General features: G+C 36.2%; 22 protein-coding genes. 17 read left to right on the plus strand and 5 right to left on the minus strand.

What is annotated here, in order from left to right:
• Positions 1-397 precede the first annotated feature (397 nt).
• From ACPYKA_RS00465 to ilvA, 15 genes are all read left to right on the plus strand, one after another.
• Positions 398-1,633: a serine hydroxymethyltransferase gene (locus tag ACPYKA_RS00465; protein WP_479540453.1), complete on the plus strand. Its 1,236-nt coding sequence runs from the start codon at positions 398-400 to the stop codon at positions 1,631-1,633.
• Positions 1,634-1,768: 135 nt separating this feature from the next.
• The gene (upp, locus tag ACPYKA_RS00470; RefSeq protein ID WP_479540454.1) at positions 1,769-2,398 is read left to right on the plus strand and encodes a uracil phosphoribosyltransferase; all 630 of its coding nucleotides are present in this window, start codon (positions 1,769-1,771) and stop codon (positions 2,396-2,398) included.
• Positions 2,399-2,421: 23 nt separating this feature from the next.
• Positions 2,422-3,537 carry a non-hydrolyzing UDP-N-acetylglucosamine 2-epimerase gene (gene wecB / locus ACPYKA_RS00475; protein ID WP_479540455.1) on the plus strand — a complete coding sequence of 372 codons (1,116 nt, stop codon included), beginning with the start codon at positions 2,422-2,424 and terminating at the stop codon, positions 3,535-3,537.
• 309 nt (positions 3,538-3,846) lie between these two features.
• Complete coding sequence (modA, locus tag ACPYKA_RS00480; protein WP_479540456.1) at positions 3,847-4,629, plus strand: molybdate ABC transporter substrate-binding protein; 783 nt, start codon at positions 3,847-3,849, stop codon at positions 4,627-4,629.
• A gap of 15 nt (positions 4,630-4,644) precedes the next feature.
• Positions 4,645-5,325, plus strand: a complete 681-nt coding sequence (modB, locus tag ACPYKA_RS00485) for a molybdate ABC transporter permease subunit (RefSeq protein WP_479540457.1) — start codon at positions 4,645-4,647, stop codon at positions 5,323-5,325.
• Between the two features lie 12 nt (positions 5,326-5,337).
• Complete coding sequence (locus tag ACPYKA_RS00490) at positions 5,338-5,958, plus strand: ATP-binding cassette domain-containing protein (protein WP_479540458.1); 621 nt, start codon at positions 5,338-5,340, stop codon at positions 5,956-5,958.
• Positions 5,959-6,105: 147 nt separating this feature from the next.
• A complete protein-coding gene (ilvE, locus tag ACPYKA_RS00495) occupies positions 6,106-7,005 on the plus strand; it encodes a branched-chain-amino-acid transaminase (protein ID WP_479540459.1) in 900 nt (299 codons plus the stop codon).
• 567 nt (positions 7,006-7,572) lie between these two features.
• On the plus strand, positions 7,573-9,294 hold the full coding sequence (ilvB, locus tag ACPYKA_RS00500) for a biosynthetic-type acetolactate synthase large subunit (RefSeq protein WP_479540473.1): 1,722 nt from the start codon (positions 7,573-7,575) through the stop codon (positions 9,292-9,294).
• The gene (ilvN, locus tag ACPYKA_RS00505) at positions 9,291-9,812 is read left to right on the plus strand and encodes an acetolactate synthase small subunit (RefSeq protein ID WP_479540460.1); all 522 of its coding nucleotides are present in this window, start codon (positions 9,291-9,293) and stop codon (positions 9,810-9,812) included. The genes ilvB and ilvN overlap by 4 nt, the downstream gene beginning before the upstream one ends.
• Positions 9,813-9,950: 138 nt before the next feature.
• Entirely contained in the window at positions 9,951-10,949 is a 999-nt protein-coding gene (gene ilvC, locus ACPYKA_RS00510; protein ID WP_479540461.1) for a ketol-acid reductoisomerase, read from the plus strand.
• Between the two features lie 24 nt (positions 10,950-10,973).
• Entirely contained in the window at positions 10,974-12,521 is a 1,548-nt protein-coding gene (locus ACPYKA_RS00515; protein ID WP_479540462.1) for a 2-isopropylmalate synthase, read from the plus strand.
• Between the two features lie 19 nt (positions 12,522-12,540).
• The gene (gene leuB / locus ACPYKA_RS00520) at positions 12,541-13,602 is read left to right on the plus strand and encodes a 3-isopropylmalate dehydrogenase (RefSeq protein WP_479540463.1); all 1,062 of its coding nucleotides are present in this window, start codon (positions 12,541-12,543) and stop codon (positions 13,600-13,602) included.
• A gap of 31 nt (positions 13,603-13,633) precedes the next feature.
• Positions 13,634-15,040, plus strand: coding sequence for a 3-isopropylmalate dehydratase large subunit (gene leuC, locus ACPYKA_RS00525; protein WP_479540464.1), 1,407 nt, complete (start codon positions 13,634-13,636; stop codon positions 15,038-15,040).
• A gap of 11 nt (positions 15,041-15,051) precedes the next feature.
• Positions 15,052-15,636: a 3-isopropylmalate dehydratase small subunit gene (gene leuD / locus ACPYKA_RS00530; protein WP_479540465.1), complete on the plus strand. Its 585-nt coding sequence runs from the start codon at positions 15,052-15,054 to the stop codon at positions 15,634-15,636.
• 36 nt (positions 15,637-15,672) lie between these two features.
• Positions 15,673-16,653: a threonine ammonia-lyase gene (ilvA, locus tag ACPYKA_RS00535; protein ID WP_479540474.1), complete on the plus strand. Its 981-nt coding sequence runs from the start codon at positions 15,673-15,675 to the stop codon at positions 16,651-16,653.
• 38 nt (positions 16,654-16,691) lie between these two features.
• Here the strand turns inward: ilvA and ltaS are convergent, their stop codons facing one another.
• Together ltaS and ACPYKA_RS00545 are read right to left on the minus strand one after the other, a co-directional pair.
• Positions 16,692-18,734: a lipoteichoic acid synthase gene (gene ltaS / locus ACPYKA_RS00540; RefSeq protein ID WP_479540466.1), complete on the minus strand. Its 2,043-nt coding sequence runs from the start codon at positions 18,732-18,734 to the stop codon at positions 16,692-16,694.
• 229 nt (positions 18,735-18,963) lie between these two features.
• Entirely contained in the window at positions 18,964-19,584 is a 621-nt protein-coding gene (locus ACPYKA_RS00545; RefSeq protein ID WP_479540467.1) for a spore coat protein, read from the minus strand.
• A 192-nt stretch (positions 19,585-19,776) separates the two neighbouring features.
• Between ACPYKA_RS00545 and ACPYKA_RS00550 the strand changes: the two genes are divergently transcribed.
• Positions 19,777-21,105 carry a uracil/xanthine transporter gene (locus ACPYKA_RS00550; protein WP_479540468.1) on the plus strand — a complete coding sequence of 443 codons (1,329 nt, stop codon included), beginning with the start codon at positions 19,777-19,779 and terminating at the stop codon, positions 21,103-21,105.
• A gap of 645 nt (positions 21,106-21,750) precedes the next feature.
• Entirely contained in the window at positions 21,751-22,554 is an 804-nt protein-coding gene (locus ACPYKA_RS00555; RefSeq protein WP_479540469.1) for a Fic family protein, read from the plus strand.
• 143 nt (positions 22,555-22,697) lie between these two features.
• Here the strand turns inward: ACPYKA_RS00555 and ACPYKA_RS00560 are convergent, their stop codons facing one another.
• From ACPYKA_RS00560 to ACPYKA_RS00570, 3 genes are all read right to left on the minus strand, one after another.
• Positions 22,698-23,009, minus strand: a complete 312-nt coding sequence (locus tag ACPYKA_RS00560; protein WP_479540470.1) for a hypothetical protein — start codon at positions 23,007-23,009, stop codon at positions 22,698-22,700.
• A 15-nt stretch (positions 23,010-23,024) separates the two neighbouring features.
• Complete coding sequence (locus tag ACPYKA_RS00565; protein WP_479540471.1) at positions 23,025-23,192, minus strand: DUF7695 domain-containing protein; 168 nt, start codon at positions 23,190-23,192, stop codon at positions 23,025-23,027.
• Positions 23,193-23,407: 215 nt separating this feature from the next.
• The gene (locus tag ACPYKA_RS00570) at positions 23,408-24,163 is read right to left on the minus strand and encodes an exodeoxyribonuclease III (RefSeq protein ID WP_479540472.1); all 756 of its coding nucleotides are present in this window, start codon (positions 24,161-24,163) and stop codon (positions 23,408-23,410) included.
• Positions 24,164-24,177: the final 14 nt, after the last annotated feature.

Genomic DNA, 24,177 nt, shown 5'->3' on the forward strand with positions numbered 1-24,177 from the left:
CCTAGGCCTTTCCTCCCGCAGGAGTCTCCATGTATTTCCTCCGCTGGGCTGGTGTTTTCCAAACTAGCGTAGGCAGAATACGTAGACTCCTGTGGGAAGAGCACGTGTCTGAAGACCCCGCAGCGGCGGTCTTTCCGCGAGGAGGCTGAAGCCGTGCCCACGGAAAGCGAAGTATTCTGCCGAAGCGGTTTTCATCACAAATTCAGGTAAGTAGTGAGTAAGCACTTAGTTTATTTACCGTAGCGGCAGATTATAACTACTATCGGTCTATGGATTTTGTAGAACAATTTTTGGCGCGGCTTAAATAATGGAGTTAACTTTGTGCAATTTATGTTAAAATAAATTGTTTTTTGTTATTATTAGTCTATATACATTTATTAGGAGGAACGAAAAGTAAATGGACCATTTAAAACAAGCAGATCCAGAACTGTACGAATCAATTGAAGCAGAAAGGAAGCGTCAGCAGGACAATATTGAATTAATAGCTTCAGAAAACTTTGTATCTGAAGCGGTTATGGAGGCAGCAGGTTCCGTTTTAACGAATAAATATGCGGAAGGGTATCCAGGTAGACGTTATTACGGTGGATGTGAACATGTTGACGTCGCAGAAGATCTTGCAAGAGATCGAGCAAAGGAAATCTTTGGAGCAGAACACGTAAATGTACAACCGCATTCAGGTGCACAAGCGAATATGGCGGTATATTTTTCTGTTTTAAAACCAGGAGATACGATATTAGGTATGAACCTAAGCCATGGTGGACATTTAACACATGGAAGCCCTGTAAATTTTAGTGGAATTCTTTTTAATTTTGTCGAATACGGAGTAGATAAAGAAACAGAACGGTTAGACTATGATGCTATTCTTGCAAAAGCTAAAGAAGTAAAACCAAAAATGATTGTTGCTGGTGCAAGTGCTTATTCTCGAACAATTGATTTTAAAAAATTCCGTGAAATTGCAGATGAAGTAGGAGCATACTTATTTGTAGATATGGCTCATATCGCAGGACTTGTGGCAGCGGGACTCCATCCAACTCCTGTACCTTATGCTGACTTCGTTACAACGACAACACATAAAACGCTACGTGGTCCGCGTGGTGGTATCATCTTATGTAAAGAAAAATACGCTAAAGGTATTGATAAATCTGTTTTTCCAGGTATGCAAGGTGGTCCATTAATGCATATAATTGCTGCAAAAGCAGTATCATTTAAAGAAGTTTTATCAGACGATTTCAAGGACTATGCAAACCAAGTTATTAAAAATGCGCAAGTGTTTGGTGAAGCTTTAACGGAAAAAGGCATTCGTATTGTATCTGGAGGCACTGATAATCATTTATTACTACTAGATGTTTCTAAATTAGGTCTTACAGGGAAAACTGCAGAAGAAGCACTTGATGCTGTTGGTATTACAACGAATAAAAATACGATCCCTTTTGACCAAGAAGGTCCTTTTATAACAAGTGGAATAAGAGTAGGAACGGCTGCTGTCACCACTCGTGGCTTTAAAGAAAAAGAAATCAAGGAAGTTGCTGAAATTATTTCTTTAGTATTAAATAATATTGATGATGAAAGTAAAAAGAAAGAAGCTTCTGAACGAGTAGCGCAATTAACGAAGAAATTTCCATTATATGCTTAAAAGTAGAAGACACCTAATTTTAAGGTGTCTTTATTTAGGTTGGTAAAAACTTCTGGAGAATATTTTGGACAATGATTGCAGAAAAATGTAAGATAGTAACGGCAAAAAGATTCTATTAACGAAAGGGTGGGCAATATGGGCAATCTTTTTATTCTAGATCATCCATTAATCCAACATAAATTAACAATAATTCGTGACGAAAATACTGGTACAAAACAATTTAGAGAACTGGTAAATGAAGTGACTATGATGATGGGGTTTGAAATAACACGAAATTTACCAGTAAAAGAGGTTGAAGTAAAGACACCAGTAACGACTGCAAAAGCGCAAATGTTAACTGGAAAGAAAATTGGACTTGTTCCAATTTTACGTGCAGGTCTCGGCATGGTCGATGGGATGCTTGAATTACTTCCTGCAGCTAGAGTAGGACATATTGGCTTGTACAGAGACCCGGAAACATTTATGCCTGTTGAGTACTATATTAAATTGCCATCAGATATTTCTGAAAGAATGTTAATTTTACTTGATCCAATGTTGGCTACCGGGGGATCTGCAAATGATGCAATAGACTCCTTGAAAAAAAGAGGAGCTAAATCAATTAAACTAATGTGTTTAGTAGCCGCGCCAGAAGGAGTGAAATTAATCCAAGAAAATCACCCTGATGTTGATATATACCTATGTGCATTGGACGATTCATTAAACGAAAAAAGATACATCGTTCCGGGGTTAGGAGATGCAGGAGATCGATTATTTGGAACAAAATAATTTACATGTTGGAGCGATAAAAGATGGGGAACAGAATTAAAATATTATCTATTTTTGGCACAAGGCCTGAAGCAATAAAAATGGCCCCTTTAATCCAAGAATTTGAAAGTAGACCTAATGAATTTAAGTCTATCGTTGCAGTAACTGCCCAACATCGCGAAATGCTTGATCAAGTGTTAGACGTTTTTCAAATCCAACCAGATTTTGATTTAAACGTTATGAAAAACAAGCAAACTTTGGCCCAAATTACGACATCAGCCTTAAATGGATTAGATGAAATAATGAAACAGGTTAATCCACATATCGTGCTTGTTCATGGAGATACAAGTACTACTTTTGCAGCCTCTTTGGCAGCTTTTTATAATGAAACACCAATAGGACATGTTGAAGCGGGTTTAAGAACATGGAATAAATATTCCCCTTTTCCTGAAGAAATGAACCGGCAATTAACTGGTGTTTTGGCTGATTTGCATTTTGCTCCGACAGAAAAAGCAAAAAACCATTTATTGGATGAAGGGAAAAAATCAAAGACAATTTTTATTACTGGTAATACGGCAATCGATGCGTTAAACTCTACCATCGAGGAAAATTATACTCATCCAATAATAGATAAAATAGCTGATCGTAAGTTAGTATTATTAACTGCACATCGTAGAGAGAACCTTGGAGTAAATCTTGAAAATATATTTCGAGCAATCAAAAGGCTTGTTCATGTACATAAAGATATCCATGTCGTTTATCCCGTTCATTTAAATCCGGCAGTGAAACAAGTCGCTTCACAAATTTTAGGCGATGACGAACGAATTGATTTAATTGAACCATTATCTGTTAAAGACTTTCATAATTTTATGGCCAAGTCTTATATTATATTAACTGATTCTGGAGGGATACAGGAAGAAGCGCCGTCACTGGGTGTTCCTGTGCTAGTACTACGAGATACGACGGAGCGTCCTGAAGGAATTGAAGCAGGAACGCTCAAGATGGCAGGTACGGATGAAAAAACAATATTTGCATTAGCAAATGAACTACTAACAAATGCAGAAAGTTATAACCAAATGGCAAAAGCGTCTAACCCGTATGGAGATGGAAAAGCATCTGCGCGAATTGCAGATATCATTTGGAAACATTTTAAATTGTAGAAAAATCCAGCTGTTATGTTATGGCTGGATTTTTTATTTTCGTTTCAATGGGTATCTTCTCCCTCGACCGTCTTCAAAAGTATAGTTCTGAATCTGTTCGCAGTCTCCTCCCTCATCCGTTATCACAAGGAAAAATTACTCAAATCTGTTTGGTGAGTCATCTCTCACATGTTTTACAAGGAAAAAAGAAAATCGCACCGGTAGTTAAATCGTTGAACGAAAGGTGATAACAACACACATCTATTGTTGTTAAGTCTAGCTTGCCAATAGAACTAACTATAACGTATATTGTACGTAGGGGGATAAAAAATGAAGCATGTAAAAAAGCAAATTTTTATCTTAACACTTATACTTATTGTTGCCGGTTGTACAAATGAAACTGCAACAAATGAAAAAGACCACAAGACTCAAAAATTATTTATCTCAGCAGCTGCGAGTTTAACGGATGCAATGGAGGAAATAGCAGAAATTTATGAAGAAGAAAATAATATAGAACTCACTTTTAACTTTGCTGGATCAGGCAAGTTAGCTCAACAGATTCAGCAAGGTGCGGACATTGATGTTTTTATTTCCGCCAATGAAAACTGGATGGATACCTTGATCGAAGAAGGATTAGTGAAAGAAGATACGAGGGAAAATATTACCGGCAATAAATTAGTGTTAATTGTCGCGGAAGACTCATCGATAAGTTATGATTCCTTTGAGGAATTAGACAGAAATGATGTAGACGAAATAGCGATTGGAAATCCGGAAAGTGTTCCGGCTGGTGAATATACAAAAGAAATCTTGAAAAACTTAGGAAAATGGGAAGAGCTAGAAGATAATTTTGTATTCGCTCAAGACGTCCGGCAAGTGTTAACATATGTTGAAACGGGAAATGCCGATATTGGATTCGTTTATGAAAGTGATGCAAAGATTTCAGATGCGGTGAAAGTAATTGCAGAATCTGACCCGGACATGCATGATCCAATAATTTATCCGGGGGCGATAACTGCGGATTCAAAGAACGAAGCAGTTGCCGAGCAGTTCATTCAATTTCTGTTATCTGAAGAAGGGCAAGAAATACTTGAAAAGTATGGTTTCACTAAATAATATTGGGTGATAATGATGGAGCAGATAAACTTCTTCCCCCTTTGGTTATCATTGAAAACGGCGGGAATATCGACCGTAATTGTTTTTTTTACAGGGATTTTGTTTTCCTATTTTATTGCGCGGAGGGATTTTTGGGGGAAAAGTGTTGTGGAAGCAATTTTTTTACTTCCGCTTGTGTTACCTCCTACTGTAGTGGGCTTTGGGCTTTTATATTTGTTCGGTAAAAATGGTATTATTGGAAAAATGCTGCTTCATCTGTTTGATTTCCAAGTTGTTTTTACATGGTATGGAGCACTTATTGCGTCTATTGTCGTTTCGTTTCCATTAATGTATCAAAGTGCTTCGGCCGCGTTTGGGCAATATGATGATAATTTGGAGAAAGCGGCACTTACCATGGGTAAATCCCGTTGGACTGTATTTTGGACGATTTCTTTTCCGCTTGCATGGCCGGGACTTCTTGCTGGATTAGTACTCGCATTTGCCCGAGGATTAGGTGAGTTTGGTGCAACGCTTATGTTGGCTGGTTATATTCCTAACGTGACAGATACCATTCCATTAGCAATTTATTTTGCGGTTGAGTCGGGAAAGATGGATGTAGCGAAATTTTGGGTAGGAATTATCGTTGCTTTGGGCTTCTTTGCAATTCTTTGGTTAAATTGGTGGAGTGCTAGAAATATGACGAAACATAGACGATAGGAGATTAGAAAGATGTTCACTGTACATATTAAAAAGCGGTTAGCTCATTTTATGGTAAATGTTCAATTTTCAATAAAAAAGGAAATTGCCGTTCTGTTTGGTCCATCTGGTTCGGGGAAGACAACGATTTTAAATTGTATCGCTGGCCTGAGCAAAATGAATGACGGCTACATTACATTAAATGACAGAACACTAAACGAAAATGGAAAAGTGCTAATTCCGGTTCAGGAAAGAAAAATTGGCTATGTATTTCAAGATTATGCATTATTTCCTCATAAAACAGTATGGGAGAACATCACCTATGGAATGAAACAGGAGAAGTTTACTCGGGATTTAGTTGATGAGTTAAATATAACGCATTTACTTAATCAATATCCGCATGAAATTTCTGGCGGTGAAAAACAGCGTACGGCATTAATTAGAGCACTTGCGACCGAACCAGAAATTTTATTATTGGATGAGCCATTTTCAGCACTAGATGCAAAAGCAAAACAGACTAGTTATGAGCAACTGTTACGTATACAGAAACGATGGAAAATACCTATTATTTTAGTCACTCATAATTTGGAAGAAGTTAATTTATTAGCTGATAAAGTATTTTATATTGAAAATGGAGTTTTGGTGCAAAACTAAAAATGAAAGCATTTACAATAAAAAATCTTTAATAAACCTGTTGACTGTTGTCGAAAAAGGATGTATCATTATCGTCACATTAGTTAGTTAATTCAAAATAAACTTGCAGATATTTTAGGTGAATTAAAGTGGAAAGAAGTGCTGGAGTTGAGTGATCAGTTAATTTATGTAAATGGTGAATTTGTTAAAAAGGAAAAAGCTGTAATATCTATTTACGATCATGGTTTTTTATATGGAGATGGCGTATTTGAAGGGATTCGAGTATACGAGGGTAATGTGTTTAAATTAAAAGAACATATTGATCGTCTCTATGAATCTGCTCATTCTATTATGTTAGAAATTCCGCATAGTAAAGAAGAGTTTCAACAAATCATCGTTAATACAGTTGTTAAAAATAATTTATCTAGTGCATATATTAGAGTCGTTGTTTCAAGAGGTGAAGGTGATCTTGGTTTAGATCCGAGAAATTGCGCAACTCCAACGGTCATTGTTATTACAGAACCTTTAGCTATCTACTCTGAGAAACTTTATACTACAGGCTTAAAACTAGCTTCTGTCGTTAATCGTAGAAGTAGTCCGGATGTTTTAAATCCACAAATCAAATCACTAAATTATTTAAATAATATTTTAGTTAAATTATCCTCTGTTCAAGCAGATGCTGATGAAGCGTTGATTCTTAATAATCAAGGATATGTAACAGAAGGATCTGCGGATAATATTTTTATCGTAAAAAACGGAGTCATAAAAACACCACCTGTATATTTGGGAGCTCTAGAAGGAATTACTCGTAACGTAATTATTGAGATTGCTAAAGAACTTGGATATACTCTTGACGAAAGTCCATTTACACTTCATGATGTTTATATAGCGGATGAAGTATTTTTAACAGGTACGGCAGCCGAAGTGATTCCAGTTGTAGTTGTAGATAATAGAATGATCGGTAATGGGGAACCAGGAGAGATCACAAAGAATTTACTAACTGCATTTAGAAAACGAACTTTACTTGATGGGGTCTCCTGTTATGTAGAGGGGAGTAGCTCATTTTAACAAAGGTGAACATTACATTTTTGTGAATTTTATACTTTATACTGTAATTTTATAAAATTTTGAGTATAATATAAGAATAATAAAATATATATTATAATATTAATTCAATATATAATTCGATGACGGGAAAAAAGGAATTGGATCAAATGTATTTACAGAGATCTAGGGTTGCTGAAAGCCTAGAAATACATCCATTCTGACATCATCCTTGAGTGCTATACTGAACGGATCCCCCTATTAAGTATAGTCAGGTGTAACTTGCAAGCACCTGTTACCAAAATCGACTTTACAAGTTGTGAAGTTGTTAAGGCAGTATTTCGTGAGAATACTGTAAACCTCTGGGTGGTACCGTGAAAAGAGCTCTTTTCTCCCCATGAATCTATTCTAAATAGATTCGGGGAGAAGAGGGCTTTTTTCAATTTAGGTGATAAGCTAAGTTGTCAGTAGAGGAAGAAATTTCGTAATATTGCAAACTACATTAAATGATTTTTCATTTGTCGCTTTCACATAAATAATGTTAAGCAAAACTTTTAAGGAGGAAGAAAATTGAAAGCAGAAGCAAAGCAGTTGCAGGTAGAAGCAAAATTGAGTCCTGAAATATCGGAAAAGCCGAGGACAGGTGCTGATTTATTAATTGAATTATTGGTTGAGGCAGAAGTCGACACGATTTTCGGGTATCCAGGTGGTGCAGTTTTACCAATTTACGATGCAATTTATCGTAGTAACGCACCTTTCAAGCATGTTCTTTCAAGGCATGAACAAGGATCTATCTTTGCAGCTGAGGGTTATGCTCGAGTAACTGGAAAGCCTGGTGTTGTTTTAGCTACTTCGGGTCCGGGTGCTACGAACTTAATTACAGGAATAACAGATGCTATGATGGACTCGCTTCCGTTAGTAATTTTTACAGGGCAAGTTGCAAATCATGTTATCGGAACAGACGCATTCCAAGAATCGGACGTCTTAGGTATTACGACACCTATCACAAAATATAATTATCAAGTAAAAAATATCGCTGACTTACCACGAGTAGTAAATGAAGCATTCCATATTGCTACAACTGGAAGACCAGGCCCTGTTGTAATTGATATTCCGAAAAATATATCAGAAGCACTACCAACTGATACGTTTGAAACAGACTTTTTTCTACCAGGTTATCAGCCAACAACAAAGCCAAACCCGCTTCAAATTACTAAATTATCGGAAGCGCTAAGTAAATCGAAAAAGCCGGTAGTATTAGCAGGAGCAGGAATTCTTTTTTCCGGAGCAACTGATGAATTGCAAGCATTTGTTGAGAAATACGAATTACCGGTTGTTAATACATTGTTAGGACTTGGAAGTTTTCCTGGATCTAATCCGTTGTCACTAGGAATGGGCGGCATGCACGGATCCTATACAGCGAATATGGCATTGTACGAATGTGATTTGTTAATAAATATTGGTGCTCGATTTGATGATAGGCTCACAGGTAATTTAAAACATTTTGCACCACATGCAAAAGTAGCACATATCGATATTGATCCTGCAGAAATAGGGAAAAACGTTCCGACAGAAATACCTGTTGTTGCGGATGCTAAAAAAGCTTTACAAGCATTATTAAAGAAAAATATCAATAGACCTAATCATCAAGAGTGGAAAGCTCATTTGGAAACAAATAAGCAACAGTACCCACTTTGGAATGAGCGGTCAGATGAAGCAATTTCACCACAAAGCTTAATAAAGAAAATACATGAATATACAAATGGTGAAGCAATTGTAACCACAGATGTTGGTCAGCATCAAATGTGGGCTGCCCAGTATTACACACTTGATAAACCGAATAATTGGGCGACATCCGGGGGGCTTGGCTCTATGGGATTTGGATTCCCAGCTGCAATTGGCGCTCAGCTTGGGAGACCAGATGAATTAGTCATTTCCATCTGCGGTGATGGTGGTTTTCAAATGAATATGCAAGAGTTAATGTTACTTAAAAAGTATAACTTACCGGTAAAAGTAATTATTCTGAATAATTCAGCACTTGGTATGGTGAGACAGTGGCAAGAAAGTTTTTATGATGAAAGATATTCAGAATCATTGCTTGATGCAAATCCTGATTTTGTAAAATTAGCTGAAAGTTTTGGTGTTCGTGGAATAAAAGTTGAAACAGACTCTGAGGTAGAAGCGGCATTGGAAGAAATTTTATCTCATGATGGCCCTATTGTTGCAGACTTCAGAATCATTAAAAAAGAAAAAGTCTATCCAATGATTGCACCTGGAAAAGGAATACATGAAATGATAGGGGTGACGAAATGAAACGAATTATAACAGCGACCGTGCAAAATCGCAGTGGTGTTCTAAATAGAATAACTGGAATGTTGCAACGAAGACAATTTAATATCGCAAGTATTTCAGTTGGCGAAACGGAAGTACCAGGAATCTCTAAAATGACGCTAGTTGTTGAAGTTAGTGACAATCAAAAAATTGAACAATTAACAAAACAATTAAACAAACAAATCGATGTTATAAAAGTTTCAGATATTACAGATAATGCGATCGTTGCCAGAGAGCTTGCTTTAATCAAAGTGGCTAGCTCTCCTCAGCTAAGTAATGAAATACAAGGGCTTGTTACACCATTTCGGGCAACGGTAATCGACATTAGTAAAGACAGTATGACGATACAAGTTACCGGAAAACCGGAAAAGATAGATGCACTCATTTCTCTACTACGCCCATACGGTATTAAGGAATTAGCGAGAACAGGTGTAACAGCTTTCTTAAGAGGACACCAGCCACAGGCACAAGTAACAGAACTCAATCAGTTTTCTGTATAGTAAGCAGCCGTTCTAAAAAAACTGCTTACGGTGTAGCGAAAAGCCCTTTTTATCAGGATGATTCGCACAATAAAATTCATATTTTCTTATTTGAAAATAAATAAAATATAGCATATATGCAAAAAGGAGAATTCATCTATGTCGAAAGTATTATACGAGAAAGATATTAACAAAGAGGTACTACAAGGAAAAAAAATCGCTGTTATCGGATATGGTTCACAAGGTCATGCACATTCACTGAACTTACGCGATAGCGGTCATGATGTAGTAATTGGAATTAGACCAGGAAAATCACAGCAAAAAGCGGAAGAAGATGGCTTTAACGTGCTTCCAGTTGCTGAAGCTGTTAAACAAGCAGATATCGTAATGGTTTTACTACCAGACGAATTACAAGCAAAAGTTTATGAAGAAAGCATTAAAGACAACTTAAAAGAAGGCAGTGCTTTAGCATTCGCACATGGATTTAATATTCATTATTCCCAAGTTCAACCACCAGCAAATGTCGATGTATTCCTAGTTGCTCCAAAAGGGCCTGGACATTTAGTCCGTAGAACATTTGAAGAAGGTGCTGGAGTACCTGCATTATATGGTGTTTATCAAGATTATACAGGTAATGCGAGAGAAATCGCATTAGCATACTCAGCTGGCGTGGGCGGTGCTCGTGCTGGAGTTTTAGAAACAACTTTCCAAGAAGAAACAGAAACTGACCTTTTCGGTGAGCAAGCTGTCCTTTGTGGTGGACTAACAAGTCTTGTTAAAGCAGGTTTTGAAACTTTAACAGAAGCAGGTTATCAGCCTGAGGTTGCATATTTCGAAACATTACATGAAGTTAAGTTAATTGTTGACTTAATGTACGAAGGCGGATTAGAGAACATGCGCTATTCTGTTTCTGATACAGCTCAGTGGGGTGACTTTGTATCCGGTCCACGTGTCATTAACGAAGATACAAAAGCACGCATGAAAGAAGTATTAGCAGATGTACAATCTGGTGAGTTTGCTAAAGATTGGATTTTAGAAAATCAAGCAAATAGACCGCGTTTTAATGCAATTAATGCGAGAGAAAAACAACATCAAATCGAAGTAGTAGGAAGAGAATTACGTGAATTAATGCCTTTTGTAAAAAATCCATTGAAATAATCTAAGCAATAGGACGTGAAGTTTTTGCCCAAAATACAAATATTTGATACAACATTAAGAGATGGTGAACAATCACCGGGAGTAAATTTAAATAAGTTAGAAAAATTAGAGATTGCTAGACAACTAGAACGCTTTGGGGTAGATAGAATGGAGGCGGGATTCCCCGCTTCCTCCAAAGGTGATTTTGAAGCGGTAAAGATGATAGCTGATACGATTAAAGGGTCGTCTGTTACAGGACTTGCTCGTTCCGTGAAATCAGACATTGATGCGGCCTGGGATGCTTTAAAAGGAGCAGATGAACCATGTTTACACGTATTCTTAGCAACCTCTCCGATTCATATGAAATATAAGCTTCAAAAGTCCCCAGAAGAAGTCATTGATCTTGCGGTAGAAATGGTTCGATATGCAAGCCAAAAGTTTTCTACCGTGCAATGGTCAGCGGAAGATGCTTCACGTTCTGATTTACATTTTTTAGCACAAACCATTGAAAAAGTAATTGATGCTGGAGCAACTGTCATAAATTTACCAGATACTGTCGGCTATGGGACGCCACAAGATTATGGTAATATTTTCAAATACATGACAGAGAATGTTCCGAATATTGATAAAGCCATCCTGTCTTGCCATTGCCATAATGACTTAGGTCTTGCAGTAGCAAATTCAATCGCTGCAGTAGAAAATGGAGCGAGACAAATTGAAGGGACGATTAACGGAATTGGAGAAAGAGCAGGAAATGCTTCTTTAGAAGAATTGGCAGTTGCTTTTCATATTCGTTCAGAAGCGTATCCATATGAAACGAATTTAAAATTAAACGAAATTAAACGGACGAGTGATCTTGTTTCCAAGTTAACCGGTATGCATATTCAATCGAATAAAGCAATCGTCGGAAAAAATGCTTTTGCACATGAATCAGGTATTCACCAAGATGGGGTACTAAAGCATGCTTCAACTTATGAAATTATTACTCCAGAGCTAATTGGATTACAATCCAATGTATTGTTCCTAGGAAAACATTCAGGACGTCATGCTTTCGGAGACAAAGTAAAGCAACTAGGCTTTGAGTTAAGTGAAGAAAAATTGAAAGAAGCATTTCATCAGTTCAAATTATTAACCGACCGTAAGAAGGAAGTAACTGATGACGATCTGTTTACGATTTTAACTGAAATTCAGACCGACTCTTCTGTGGTTGATAAATATGAACTGAAAAAGTTCCAAGTTCAATATGGTTCTAACCAGATCCCAACGGCAACAGTTGAGTTACAAACACCTGAAAATAATCTTGTGCAAGAAGCTTGTACGGGTAGTGGTAGTGTTGAAGCATTGTACGCTACACTCGACAAATTGATCGATGAAGATCTTGAATTAGTTGATTATCAAATTAGCTCTGTTGGTCGTGGGAAAGACGCATTAGCTGAGTCTAATGTGCAACTTCTCGTCAATGGAGAACAAATGAATGGTAGAGGGAATGCACAAGACGTAATTGAAGCATCTGCCAATGCATTTTTAAATGCTGTAAATCGTTATATTTTTCAAAAGCATACAGAAGAACTTCGTAAAATTCATCATGTTTAAATAGAGAGGGGGGAAGTGGATGGAGAAAAAAGTGGTTGTCCTTCCTGGTGATGGGATCGGGCAGGAAATTATGGATGCGGCAATTGAAGTTTTAAATAAAGTTTCCGATATGTATAATCATAATTTTATATTTGAGCAGTATGAGATTGGTGGCTCTTCTTACGATAAATTCGGTGAACCACTAACAGATGAAACTGTTGAAGCATGCTTGCAGGCTGATGCAATTTTACTCGGTGCTATCGGAGGCGAGAAGTGGGATTCACTTCCACCGCATTTGCGCCCAGAACAAGGACTTTTAAAGATTAGAAAAGCATTGAACTTATTTGCAAACATTAGACCTATTAAAGGTTTTGCCCCTTTGCTACATGCATCACCATTAAAGGAATCTGTCATTAATGGTAGTGACATTTATATTGTTAGAGAATTGACCGGTGGTTTATATTTTGGAACTCCTAGAGAACGTCGGGAAGATGGAAATGTAGCAGTGGATACATTACTTTACCACCGGCAAGAGATTGAACGAATTGTAGAAAAGGGCTTTGAAAGTGCAAGGCTAAGAAATAATCACTTAACGTCTGTCGATAAAGCAAATGTACTAGAGTCTAGCAGGTTATGGCGAGAGATTGTAGAAGAAAAGAAAGAGCAGTATCCGGATGTTAAAGTTGATCATATGTTAGTCGATTCTGCTGCAATGAAGTTGATCACAGATCCGACAAGCTTTGATGTCATTGTTACGGAGAACTTATTCGGTGATATTTTAAGTGATGAAGGTTCTGTTTTAACAGGATCAATTGGCATGCTTCCATCTGCTAGTCTATCAGAAACAGTTGGACTATACGAACCAGTTCACGGATCTGCTCCTGATATAGCTGGCAAAGGAATTGCCAATCCGCTTGGAATGATATTGTCAGCTGCTATGATGTTACGTTATTCCTTCGACTTAAATGAGGAAGCTGAGAGAATCGAACAGGCAGTAGAGAAAAGTCTAGAACAAGGTTATCATACGGCAGATTTAAATATTAATAATGGTGAAGAAGTGGATACAAAAAAAATGACAGAAGTTGTCATTAGCAATTTGTAGTCCAAGGCTAAATAATTTTGGAGGTGTTCACATGGGAAAACCAAAGACGATTATTGAAAAGATTTGGGAGAAAAAAGTCGTCCATGAAGAAGAGGGGAAACCCGATTTAATCTATATTGATTTACATTTAATCCATGAAGTAACTTCTCCACAGGCATTTGAGGGACTTAGGTTAACAAACCGTAAAGTACGTAGGCCAGATCTAACTTTTGCTACAATGGATCACAACGTTCCGACGAAAAATCGTGAAACAATAGAAGATCCAATTGCAAGACTTCAACTGGAAGCTTTGGAGAAGAATTGTAAAGAATTTAATATTCCGCTTGCAGATATGTTTCACCCTGATCAAGGGATTGTCCACGTAATTGGACCGCAGCTAGGTTTAACCCAACCAGGTAAGACAATTGTTTGTGGAGATAGTCATACATCGACACATGGAGCATTTGGTGCGATTGCATTTGGAATCGGAACGAGTGAAGTAGAGCATGTATTTGCTACACAGACACTTTGGCAAGATAAGCCAAAAACGTTGAATGTCCGTGTAGACGGTGATTTAGGCCCGGGTGTAACTGCAAAAGACCTTATTTTAGCGATTATCGCAAAATATGGTGTGCGTATGGGAACTGGGTATATCATTGAATATACAGGAGAAGCAATCCGAAAAATGTCGATGGAAGAGCGAATGACTATTTGTAACATGTCGATTGAAGCAGGAGCTCGAGCAGGTCTAATTAGTCCGGATGAAAAGACTGTTGATTTCTTACGAGGAAAACGTCATGTTCCTAAAGGGGAAGCATTTGATAAGCTTGCCGAAGAGTGGTTAGCTCTAGCAACAGATGATGGAGCAACGTATGATAAAGTACTAACCATCCAGGCCGAAGATGTAGAACCTCAAGTAACATGGGGAACAAACCCTGGTATGGGTGTTCCTGTTAGTGGGTCAACACCTAAACTTTCTGAAGTAGATAATAAAGAAGAAGTTCGCCTAGCATTGGAGTATATGGGATTAAAGGAAAATCAGTCGATTACATCTATTGAAATAGATCATGTTTTCATTGGCTCATGTACAAACTCAAGATTAGATGACCTTAGAAATGCAGCAAACATTGTAAAAGGGAATAAAGTAAAAGATTCTGTTCGCGCAATTGTTGTTCCTGGATCTTTCTTAGTCAAAATGAAAGCTGAAGAAGAAGGAATCGATCAAATTTTTAAAGAAGCAGGATTTGAATGGCGTGATGCAGGATGCAGTATGTGTTTAGGAATGAATGATGACATTGTTCCTCCAGGAGGGAGATGTGCTTCTACATCTAACCGAAACTTTGAAGGCCGACAAGGAAATGGTGCACGTACACATTTAGTCAGTCCGGAAATGGCAGCTGCAGCAGCAATCGAAGGACACTTTGTTGATGTTCGTACGTATGAAAAAGCAGTTCACTAGGAGGGATTGTCATGGAAGCAATTAAACAACATAAAGGACTTGTGTATCCACTTAATCGAACGAATGTCGATACAGACCAGATTATTCCGAAACAATTTTTAAAACGAATTGAACGAACAGGGTTTGGACAATTTTTATTTTACCATTGGCGATTTGATGATGATGGGAATAAACGGGATAGTTTTAACTTAAATGATCCAAAATATGAACATGCATCAATTTTAGTTACTGGTGAAAACTTTGGGTGCGGTTCTTCAAGAGAACATGCTCCTTGGTCGTTAATGGACTTTGGATTTAAAGTCATTATTGCACCAAGTTTTGCAGATATATTTTACAATAATTCATTTAAAAATGGACTTATACCAATAAAAGTAGATGAAGAACAAGTAAATACATGGTTAAAACAAGCCGAAGAGTCCGAATTAACATTGACAGTCGATTTGGAGTCAAAACTGATTTTGGATCAACAAGGACAGGAAATAAAGTTTGATATTCCTGAATACCATCGCCAGAATTTAATAAATGGCTGGGATGAAATTGCGTTAACTTTACAATTGGAAGAAAAAATTAGTAATTATGAACAAACTAGACTATAGTATTTAGTAAGTGGAATCTTTAGGGAGTGTGGAGTTATTGGGGATTTATTAACGGGTGAAAAAGTTTATAAGGCGTTAGAACGTTTAAAGCCAATCGTCCATCGAACACCATTGATCACATCAGAAACGACAAATAATATTGTTGGTAAGAAAGTGTATTTTAAAATGGAAAATCAACAAAAAACGGGTGCATTTAAGTTTAGAGGTGCTACCTTTAAATTGATGCAATTAACGAATGAACAACTTGAAAAAGGGGTTATTACTGCATCTGCTGGAAATCATGCACAAGGAGTTGCATATGCTTCAAGAAAATTAGGGGCGCGGGCAACAATTTATATGCCTGAAAAAACACCTCATAGTAAAATTGAAGCAACACAAAATTATGGAGCAGAAGTTGTTTTAACTGGAAGTTCATTTCAAGAAGCGTATGAAGCATCAATGATTAGACAAAAGGAAACTGGAGCGACATATATACATCCATTTGATGATTATGATGTGATGGCTGGTCAAGGGACAATTGCGATGGAAATATTAAGACAAGAAGATCGAATTGACACGTTTCTTGTGCCAATAGGTGGAGGAGGACTTATAAGCGGAATTGCGGTAGCTGCGAAGCATGTAAATAAAAATATTCGTATTATTGGTGTTCAAGCAGATCGGATACCTGCAGCTTATAATAGCTACCATCATATTAAACCGACACAACCTCTCCGTGCTGATACAATAGCAGAAGGAATTGCCGTAAAAAACCCAGGTAAGCTCACTTTGCCACTTATTAAACAATACGTGGATGATATTGTAACAGTTACTGAAGAAGAAATTGCAAGCAGCATTCTTTATATGCTTGAACGTAATAAGACATTAATGGAAGGCGCTGGAGCCGCTGCACTTGCAGCATTATTTGCACATAACGATTATATAAAATCTAGACATTGTGGTGTAATTGTCAGTGGAGGTAATTTTGATATTGATAAAATACCTCTCATTCAGCAATTAGCTAACAAACATACAGCATAATTAAAAAAGCAATGAGGAAAATGTCTCCTCATTGCTTTTTAGTTAACGTTTCTTTTATTTAAATGTTGAATATCTTCATCCAGGAATCCATCCATGTAATCTGCTACTTCTTCCTCTTCAGTCCCTAACCATTTGTCTTTTAAAAACTGGCTAATCGTTATTTGATTATCGTCATAAAAGTATTGTTTAGGATCAATAGGTTCCCAATTTTCTGTAGGTGAATAGAAACGTAATAAATCACCTTGTAGTACTTTATCTGACAGACCTAGTTCATGTTCAACTTTGAGTTTTAAGTTCTCTAATTCATCATTTGGTTCAAGTTCTTCACCAGTTTTAGTGTCGTAAAATACACCTTTTACCATCGCATATTCTTCTGTGAAAAAGTCACCATTTCGAAATGCGACCAAACCGTTATGATCCTCTGAGAATAAGTCAGTACCAAATTGAATATAGTCTTGTGCTTTTATACCTAGTAAATGTAGTAATGTCGGCACTGCATCTATTTGACCAGAATATTTGCTTACAGTACCTTCACCATCTACTCCAGGTATTTTAATCATAAATGGCACACGTTGCAGTTCTGCGTACTTAAATGGAGTGATTTCTTCCCCAAATAATTCACTTAAGGCCCGAGTATGGTTTTCAGAAATCCCATAGTGATCACCATAGATCATAATGATGGAATCGTCATAAAGCCCAGCTTCTTTTAAATCATTAAAGAATTGCTCCAATGATTCGTCTAGATAACGTGCTGTTTGGAAGTATCGATCAACTGAACTGTCGTTTGTTTCTGCAGGATCAATTGTTGCATCCTCTTCATCAATTAAATATGGATGATGATGAGTTAAAGTCATCATATGTGCGTAAAAAGGTTGCTCCATTGCTTCCAGTATAGGCATTGATTCTTTAAAGAATGGTTTATCCTTTAATCCATACCCAATTACTTGCTCTTCACTCATGTCGTAATATGCTTCATCAAAGAAGTGATCGATTCCTAGTTGTTTATAGATCTCATCACGGTTCCAAAATGATTTACTATCCCCATGAAATACAGCACTTGTATAACCCTGTTCCTGGCTCAAGATAGCAGGTAATGCCTGGTACGTATTTTTCCCTTTCGTAACAAATGCAGCCCCTTGAGGTAAACCGTATAGTGAAGTATCCATAATTAACTCAGCATCTGCGGTTTTCCCTTGTTCAGTTTGGTGGAAAAAATTTTCAAAATACGTAAAGTCTTCTGTTTCATCATGTACTAAAGAATTAATAAAAGGAGTTACTTCTTCTCCGTGTAATTCATAGTCAATTAGAAAGGATTGAAAAGACTCTAAATGAATTTTAATAATATTTTTTCCTTTTGCAATACCAAAAAGTTCTTCATTTGGTTCAGCATATTTATTATCAGTATAATTTTGGACTTCTACAATATCGTTACTATCAGCTAGTACTCTTTCAGTAGATGACTTCAAATTTTGCAGAGCATCATAGATTGCAAAGTTATAAGCTCCTAGATATTTAACGATATAATTTCGGTCAAACGTTCTTTTTAAAAGTTGTGGACGATCTGTTTCGGCTAATCCTAGATTAATAGAAAAAACTAGTACACCCAATGCCATAATGATGAGCGGGCGTCTTATTTTCATCCGATCGGCAGACCAAACTTGTTTACTCCAGTTAAATAAAACGATTAAGATCAGGATATCTAATACATAAAAAATGTCTGTCCAAGTTACTAAATTAAGAATACTACTTCCTAAACTACCAAAATTACTCGTTTGAGTGAGTACAGGTAAAGTAATAAAGTCACTATTAAATCGATAAAAGACAGCATTAGCATATAATAATAAACTCATTAAGGAGTGAATAATTATAATATATCCTCCGACACGTCTACCTCTGCCAAAAAGTGCAATTCCAAGAAAGACTAGTGTTGAACTTATAGGGTTGATTAATAACAAGAAATGTTGTAACACATTTTGTATGTCCAAGTTGAATTCGGTCAAATAGATTACATAGGATTTTAGCCATATGAATATAGCCGCAATCGTAAAAAATCCCATTTTTGAAGAAATGAAATTCCTCATATTTATATTCACCTCTAATTTTCCAATTATATGGAGTGGTTGGACAAATATATATAATACTAAAATTTGTGTAAAAAATCAATGGGTTTCACAGAAATATAACATTTAATTCAATCATTTTGAAAAAATCAATATAAAAAATCACCTATTAAATGAATAGGTGATCTCATACAAAGGTTATTATATGCTTCATGATGAAAAAAATTACAACGAACCAAAAATTATTTGATTAGTGGGGCATATTACCCTGTATAGGAGCATGTCCATTTATTATCGCTTGCATATCTTGTTGCGATAGTTGAGGCACTTGGTAATACTGGTTCTTGTTTTGATATAAGTAGATCTCATACGCCATTTCAATGACATTTGGAATGCTATCCGCAAAAATTCTTCTTAATACAGGATTGGATGCTTCTAAAGCAGTTAATGTAAAAGCAGAAGCAATTGATTTTAAATGTCCTAATATAAAACTCGAAATACATTCATCATTTAATTCATTTACCGACTGAATTGGAGTTTTTGGACTAGAAGGCTTCATACCATATGTTGTTGTATTATTTTCTTGCATCAGATAGGTTTGCGTTTTTACCGCAGGATCTTTCCCTGATTTTAATGTATCTAAAATAGTATTATACATTTGCGTCATAAACGTTTTTTGACGTTGCATGATATCGGATAGTTCCTGATCTTGTACGTGTTGCTCGTATAATACAAAGTGTTCTAAGCCCCCTACCACTGCCCCTATAGCTTCGTGTACTTCCATTAATTCATGCCCACCAAACTGTTGCCCCGGAGGCATTTGTGTCGATGGTTGTTGGTTTTGATTTTGCTGTTGGTTTTGATTGAACAAAAAAATTCCTCCTTAATTTTTCTTAATGTTATTTTTAACTGTTTAGATAAAAATATTCCTTAAATTAAGATTAATTATTGAAAAGTGTATTTTAACTATTTAAAAGGTTCTATATTATTATTTAAAATAGGACATGGGATATGATAAGATAGATCAAATAAAAAGAATGTTTACAGAAAGAGTTGATCACAATTGCGGGAATTAAAAGACACAAAAAACTGGATCGCAGGCATACAATGGTTCTTTTTTATTTTTGCAAATATCGTTATTATTCCAATCACAGTAGGAGAAGCATTTGGGATAAGTCAAGCGGAAATTGTCCCACTCTTACAATTATCGTTTATTGTTACAGGATTAGCGTGTTTAGGTCAGGCATTTCTAGGGCACCGTAGACCAATATTAGAAGGTCAATCAGGCTTATGGTGGGGGATTTTTTTAACATTAGTAGCAACTACATCCGCCCAAGGGATGCCGATTGAAGTATTGGGAGGCAGCTTAGCACTAGGTGTAATTATTTCAGGATTGATAACGATTTTGATTGGGATAACAGGAATTGGACCAGTTGTGGCCAAGTTATTTAATCCTGGAGTAATGGGCGTTTTTATGTTTTTACTTGGGTTAACATTAATTCAAATATTTTTAAAAGGTATGCTCGGTATTCCCTTTGGAGCAAGTGCCGATACAGCCACAATTAATTTACCTGTTTCTGGATTAGCCATTTTTATAGCAGTGTTAGTGATTGTAATAAGTATAAAGTCCCCGGCACGAATTAGAAGTTATGCATTACTTATCGGAATTATTTTAGGATGGATTCTTTATACGATTATTTTCGGGGCAGAATCAGCGACAAATGGGGACGGGTCAGGTTTTAAACTGTTTCCATTCGGAGCGATAACATGGGATTTTGGTGTTGTCGTCACAGCTGTTTTAGCGGGATTACTAAATATATCAAACACATTTGGTTCTTTAAAAGGAACAGATGAAATGTTTCAAGCAACGACAACCAAAAAAGATTACCTGTCATCCTTTTCTATTACAGGAGTAGCAACAGTTGCAGCGGGTTTTTTCGGACTTGTTCCGTACGCTCCATTTGTGTCTTCTATTGGGTTTTTAAGACAGACAAATATTTTGGACCGATTGCCTTTTATCATTGGTAGCTTTCTATTTTTAATCATGGGAATTATTCAACCAATCGGAGCATTTTTCTCGACATTGCCACTAAGTATTGGAAGTGCAGTATTATTTGTTGCATATTTACAATTATTTAATTCTTCCATTGAATTTTTTAAAGGAGTATTATTTAATACATTGAATGTTTATCGATCCGCAATCCCATTATTTGTTGGGGCGATTATTATGACACTCCCAGCGAGTTATTTTGAATCAATACCAGGTTTTATTCGACCGTTTATGAGTAATGGATTATTAGTAGGGATCATTTTGGCATTAATATTAGAGAATATGTTGAACTGGGATCGAGTTGGAGTAACCATGGAAGATCAAAAAAGAATAGCGAAATAACTAATTCAACTTTCGCACCAATAAAGTGATGCTACTCGGACTGATATCTCAAATCATTAACTCGATAACTTTGATAGTGTAAGGCTGTTTTGCATAAAAGATATGAACTGCGACATCATTTCGTTACTAATCGATAGTTGAAATTTACTTTGTCAGCAGCTACTAGACCGATAAAGGGAATAGAGAAATTTTTAAGGAGTCGTTTTCCATAATGCAAAGTGGCGGTTGCTGATATTGTACCTATATAGTAGACAGTTTTAGAAAGTTGCTCAAGTCAATGGTGGAGTTGCTCTAGTTGGTGTGAAAGTTGCTCAAGTCAAGGGTGGAGTTGCTCAAGTTAGGGTAGGAGTTGCTCAAGTCGAGGCTAAAGTTGCTCTAGTTGCATAGTGGTTTTCGAACATGCATAATGACAGCCGACTAATGCGGAGTGTGTTTCCGTAGCGATTAGACATTCATTATCGAATTCACTGCGCGATTTTCATCAAATGTGACAAGGAAAAGTTTAGGATTATAGTTGTAGACAAATTTTTAGTAAACTGTTTGTTAAGTCAGAAAAAATTGAAAGTAACATACAATAATTAGGTACATGGAAGATAGAGGAATAAGATATGAAATGCGCCAAATGAAAAGAGGAAGTGTTAACCAATGGATTTAATACAACGTATGCATTATGAACGTTTAGGGAAAATTCGTGGTATTTATTGGTTATATCAAGTCAATATGGCGTTCAATTCAAATAAAATAGAAGGTAGTCAGTTGAGTCAAGATCAAACACAACACCTTTTTGATGAAAATAGAATATACTCTGAAAACAGTGAAAGTGTTTCTATGGATGATATTAATGAAACGTTAAATCATTTTAAAGCATTTGATTACATTTTAGATAATGTAAATGAAGATTTAGATAAAGAAATGATGAAAGAGTTGCACTTTACAATGAAAAACAATACATCTGATATGAGAAATCCTCTTACACCAATAGGCGAATTTAAGATAGAAACTAATGTTTTTGGTAATCTTGATCAAATTCCTGCAACACCTCCTGAAGATGTAGAGTATCAGTTAGAACTATTGTTGGCAGATTACTCCAATCGAGAAAATATACAAATAGAAGATATTGTAGATTTTCATGCTAAATTCGAACAGATACATCCTTTTGCAGATGGGAATGGACGTGTAGGACGATTAATCACTTTTAAAGAATGTTTAAAACACAACATAAAGCCCTCTATTATTCTTGATAAATATAGACATTTCTACATTTTAGGGTTAAAGGAATATGATACCGAAAGTAAAGAGAGGTTATTAGAAACATTTAAAGCAGGGCAAGATTATTGTGAGCAAGTTTTAAAAAGGTTAAATTTCAAAGGTGAAATAAATGAATCTATGAAAAGTAAAAAACTTAATGAAAAAAAACCGTATAATAAAAATAAAGATTTAGAAGGATAAACGTTCCTTTGAAACTCCCACCGATTAGCGTCAAATAGCGCATGTCATTAAGGGCTGGGCTATTTGACGCTTAATCTTGAAATGCCTTACTTTATTTTTTTGGCAAATTCTCTATACGTTTGTAACCCTCTATGAAAACATCTTTATAGTGGGGGGTCTTCTTCCATGCGTATCGATTCAAATTTTTCATAGTCAAATGGGTATGGCTTTTCTTCCGGCATTGGGCGGTGATAGATAAGCTCTGGTGCATGTCTAAAGTCTTTTGCAATATCAAATAAACAAAGTTCACAAAGTGTGAATGTCATCATATCACCATCATACGGGCTGCCATAGCCAAAAATGTTGCGAAACGTGTGGAAAAAGTTACCCGCAAAATCATCGACATCGTCCTCATCATATTTATGATAACGACCGCAACAGTTACAGAAAAAATCATGCTTATTTTTTGTCTTCATTTTTACGCCTCCTTGTTAATTGTTTTGACTATAAACGGAATAACTAAAATCAATTAAGTCCAATTCGCCACCATAGCGCTGATAATCGGTTCCACCATCAATGTAAATTGATTTGTATTTACAATATTGGAGGTCGTGAGCATGTTTTGACTCAATGATATCCCTACATTTTTTACAACGCACTTAATTTACAATTGGTTTTAACATGTTTTCCTTCTTTTCTTCATGAATCAAATCTTATTAATAGTCATGTGTTTTCACCTGGACAATACATTTGCTTCCCAGTTTATCTTTAAACGATTATATAAACAAGTATTAATAGGTAAAAAAATTGAAAACCATTATAGTTCACATTTCTCTATGACTTAAACACTTTTCCCCCGGTCTCTTTTGATGTTTCACAAGTCAATTTCCAATGAAATCGGACAGTGGTCACTACCATAAATATGTGAGTCAATCCCTGCTTTCGTAACACTTTCAATCAATTGTTCAGAAACGATAAAATAATCAATCCTCCAGCCAATATTTCTTTCTCTTACAGTTTTCATATACGACCACCATGTATATAACCCTTTCGTATCAGGTTGAAAATACCGTAAAGAATCAACAAATCCTGCCTCAAGTAAACGTGAAAATTTTTCTCTTTCTTCTATTGTGAAACCAGAATTACCCTCATTTGCTTTTGCGTTTCTTATATCAATTGGTTTATGGGCAACATTTAAATCCCCGCATAATATAACTGGCTTTTGTTGTTCAAGCATCAGAATATGATGGTATAAATCATCTTCCCATTCAAGTCGAAGTGACAGTCGGGCTAAGTCGCGTTGGGCATTTGGAGAGTACACATTTACTAAAAAGAAGTTATCAAACTCTAAAGTAATGATTCTGCCTTCAGGATGTTCATCATATTCACCAAGCCCATACTGAACGGTAATAGGTGTATGTTTAGTAAAAACAGCTGTTCCTGAATAGCCTTTTTTACTTGCATAATTCCAATATTTTTCATAGCCAGGTAAATTTAAATCTATTTGTCCATGTTGTAATTTAATTTCTTGTACACAAAAAATATCTGCATTTATTTCGTTAAAGTAATCCAAAAAACCTTTTCTTACACAAGCTCTAAGTCCATTAACATTCCATGAGACTAGTTTCATTTAGCATTCCCCCT

It is taken from the genome of Pseudogracilibacillus amylolyticus (SeqCode) (assembly GCF_051918545.1).
GTDB lineage: Bacteria > Bacillota > Bacilli > Bacillales > Amphibacillaceae > Pseudogracilibacillus.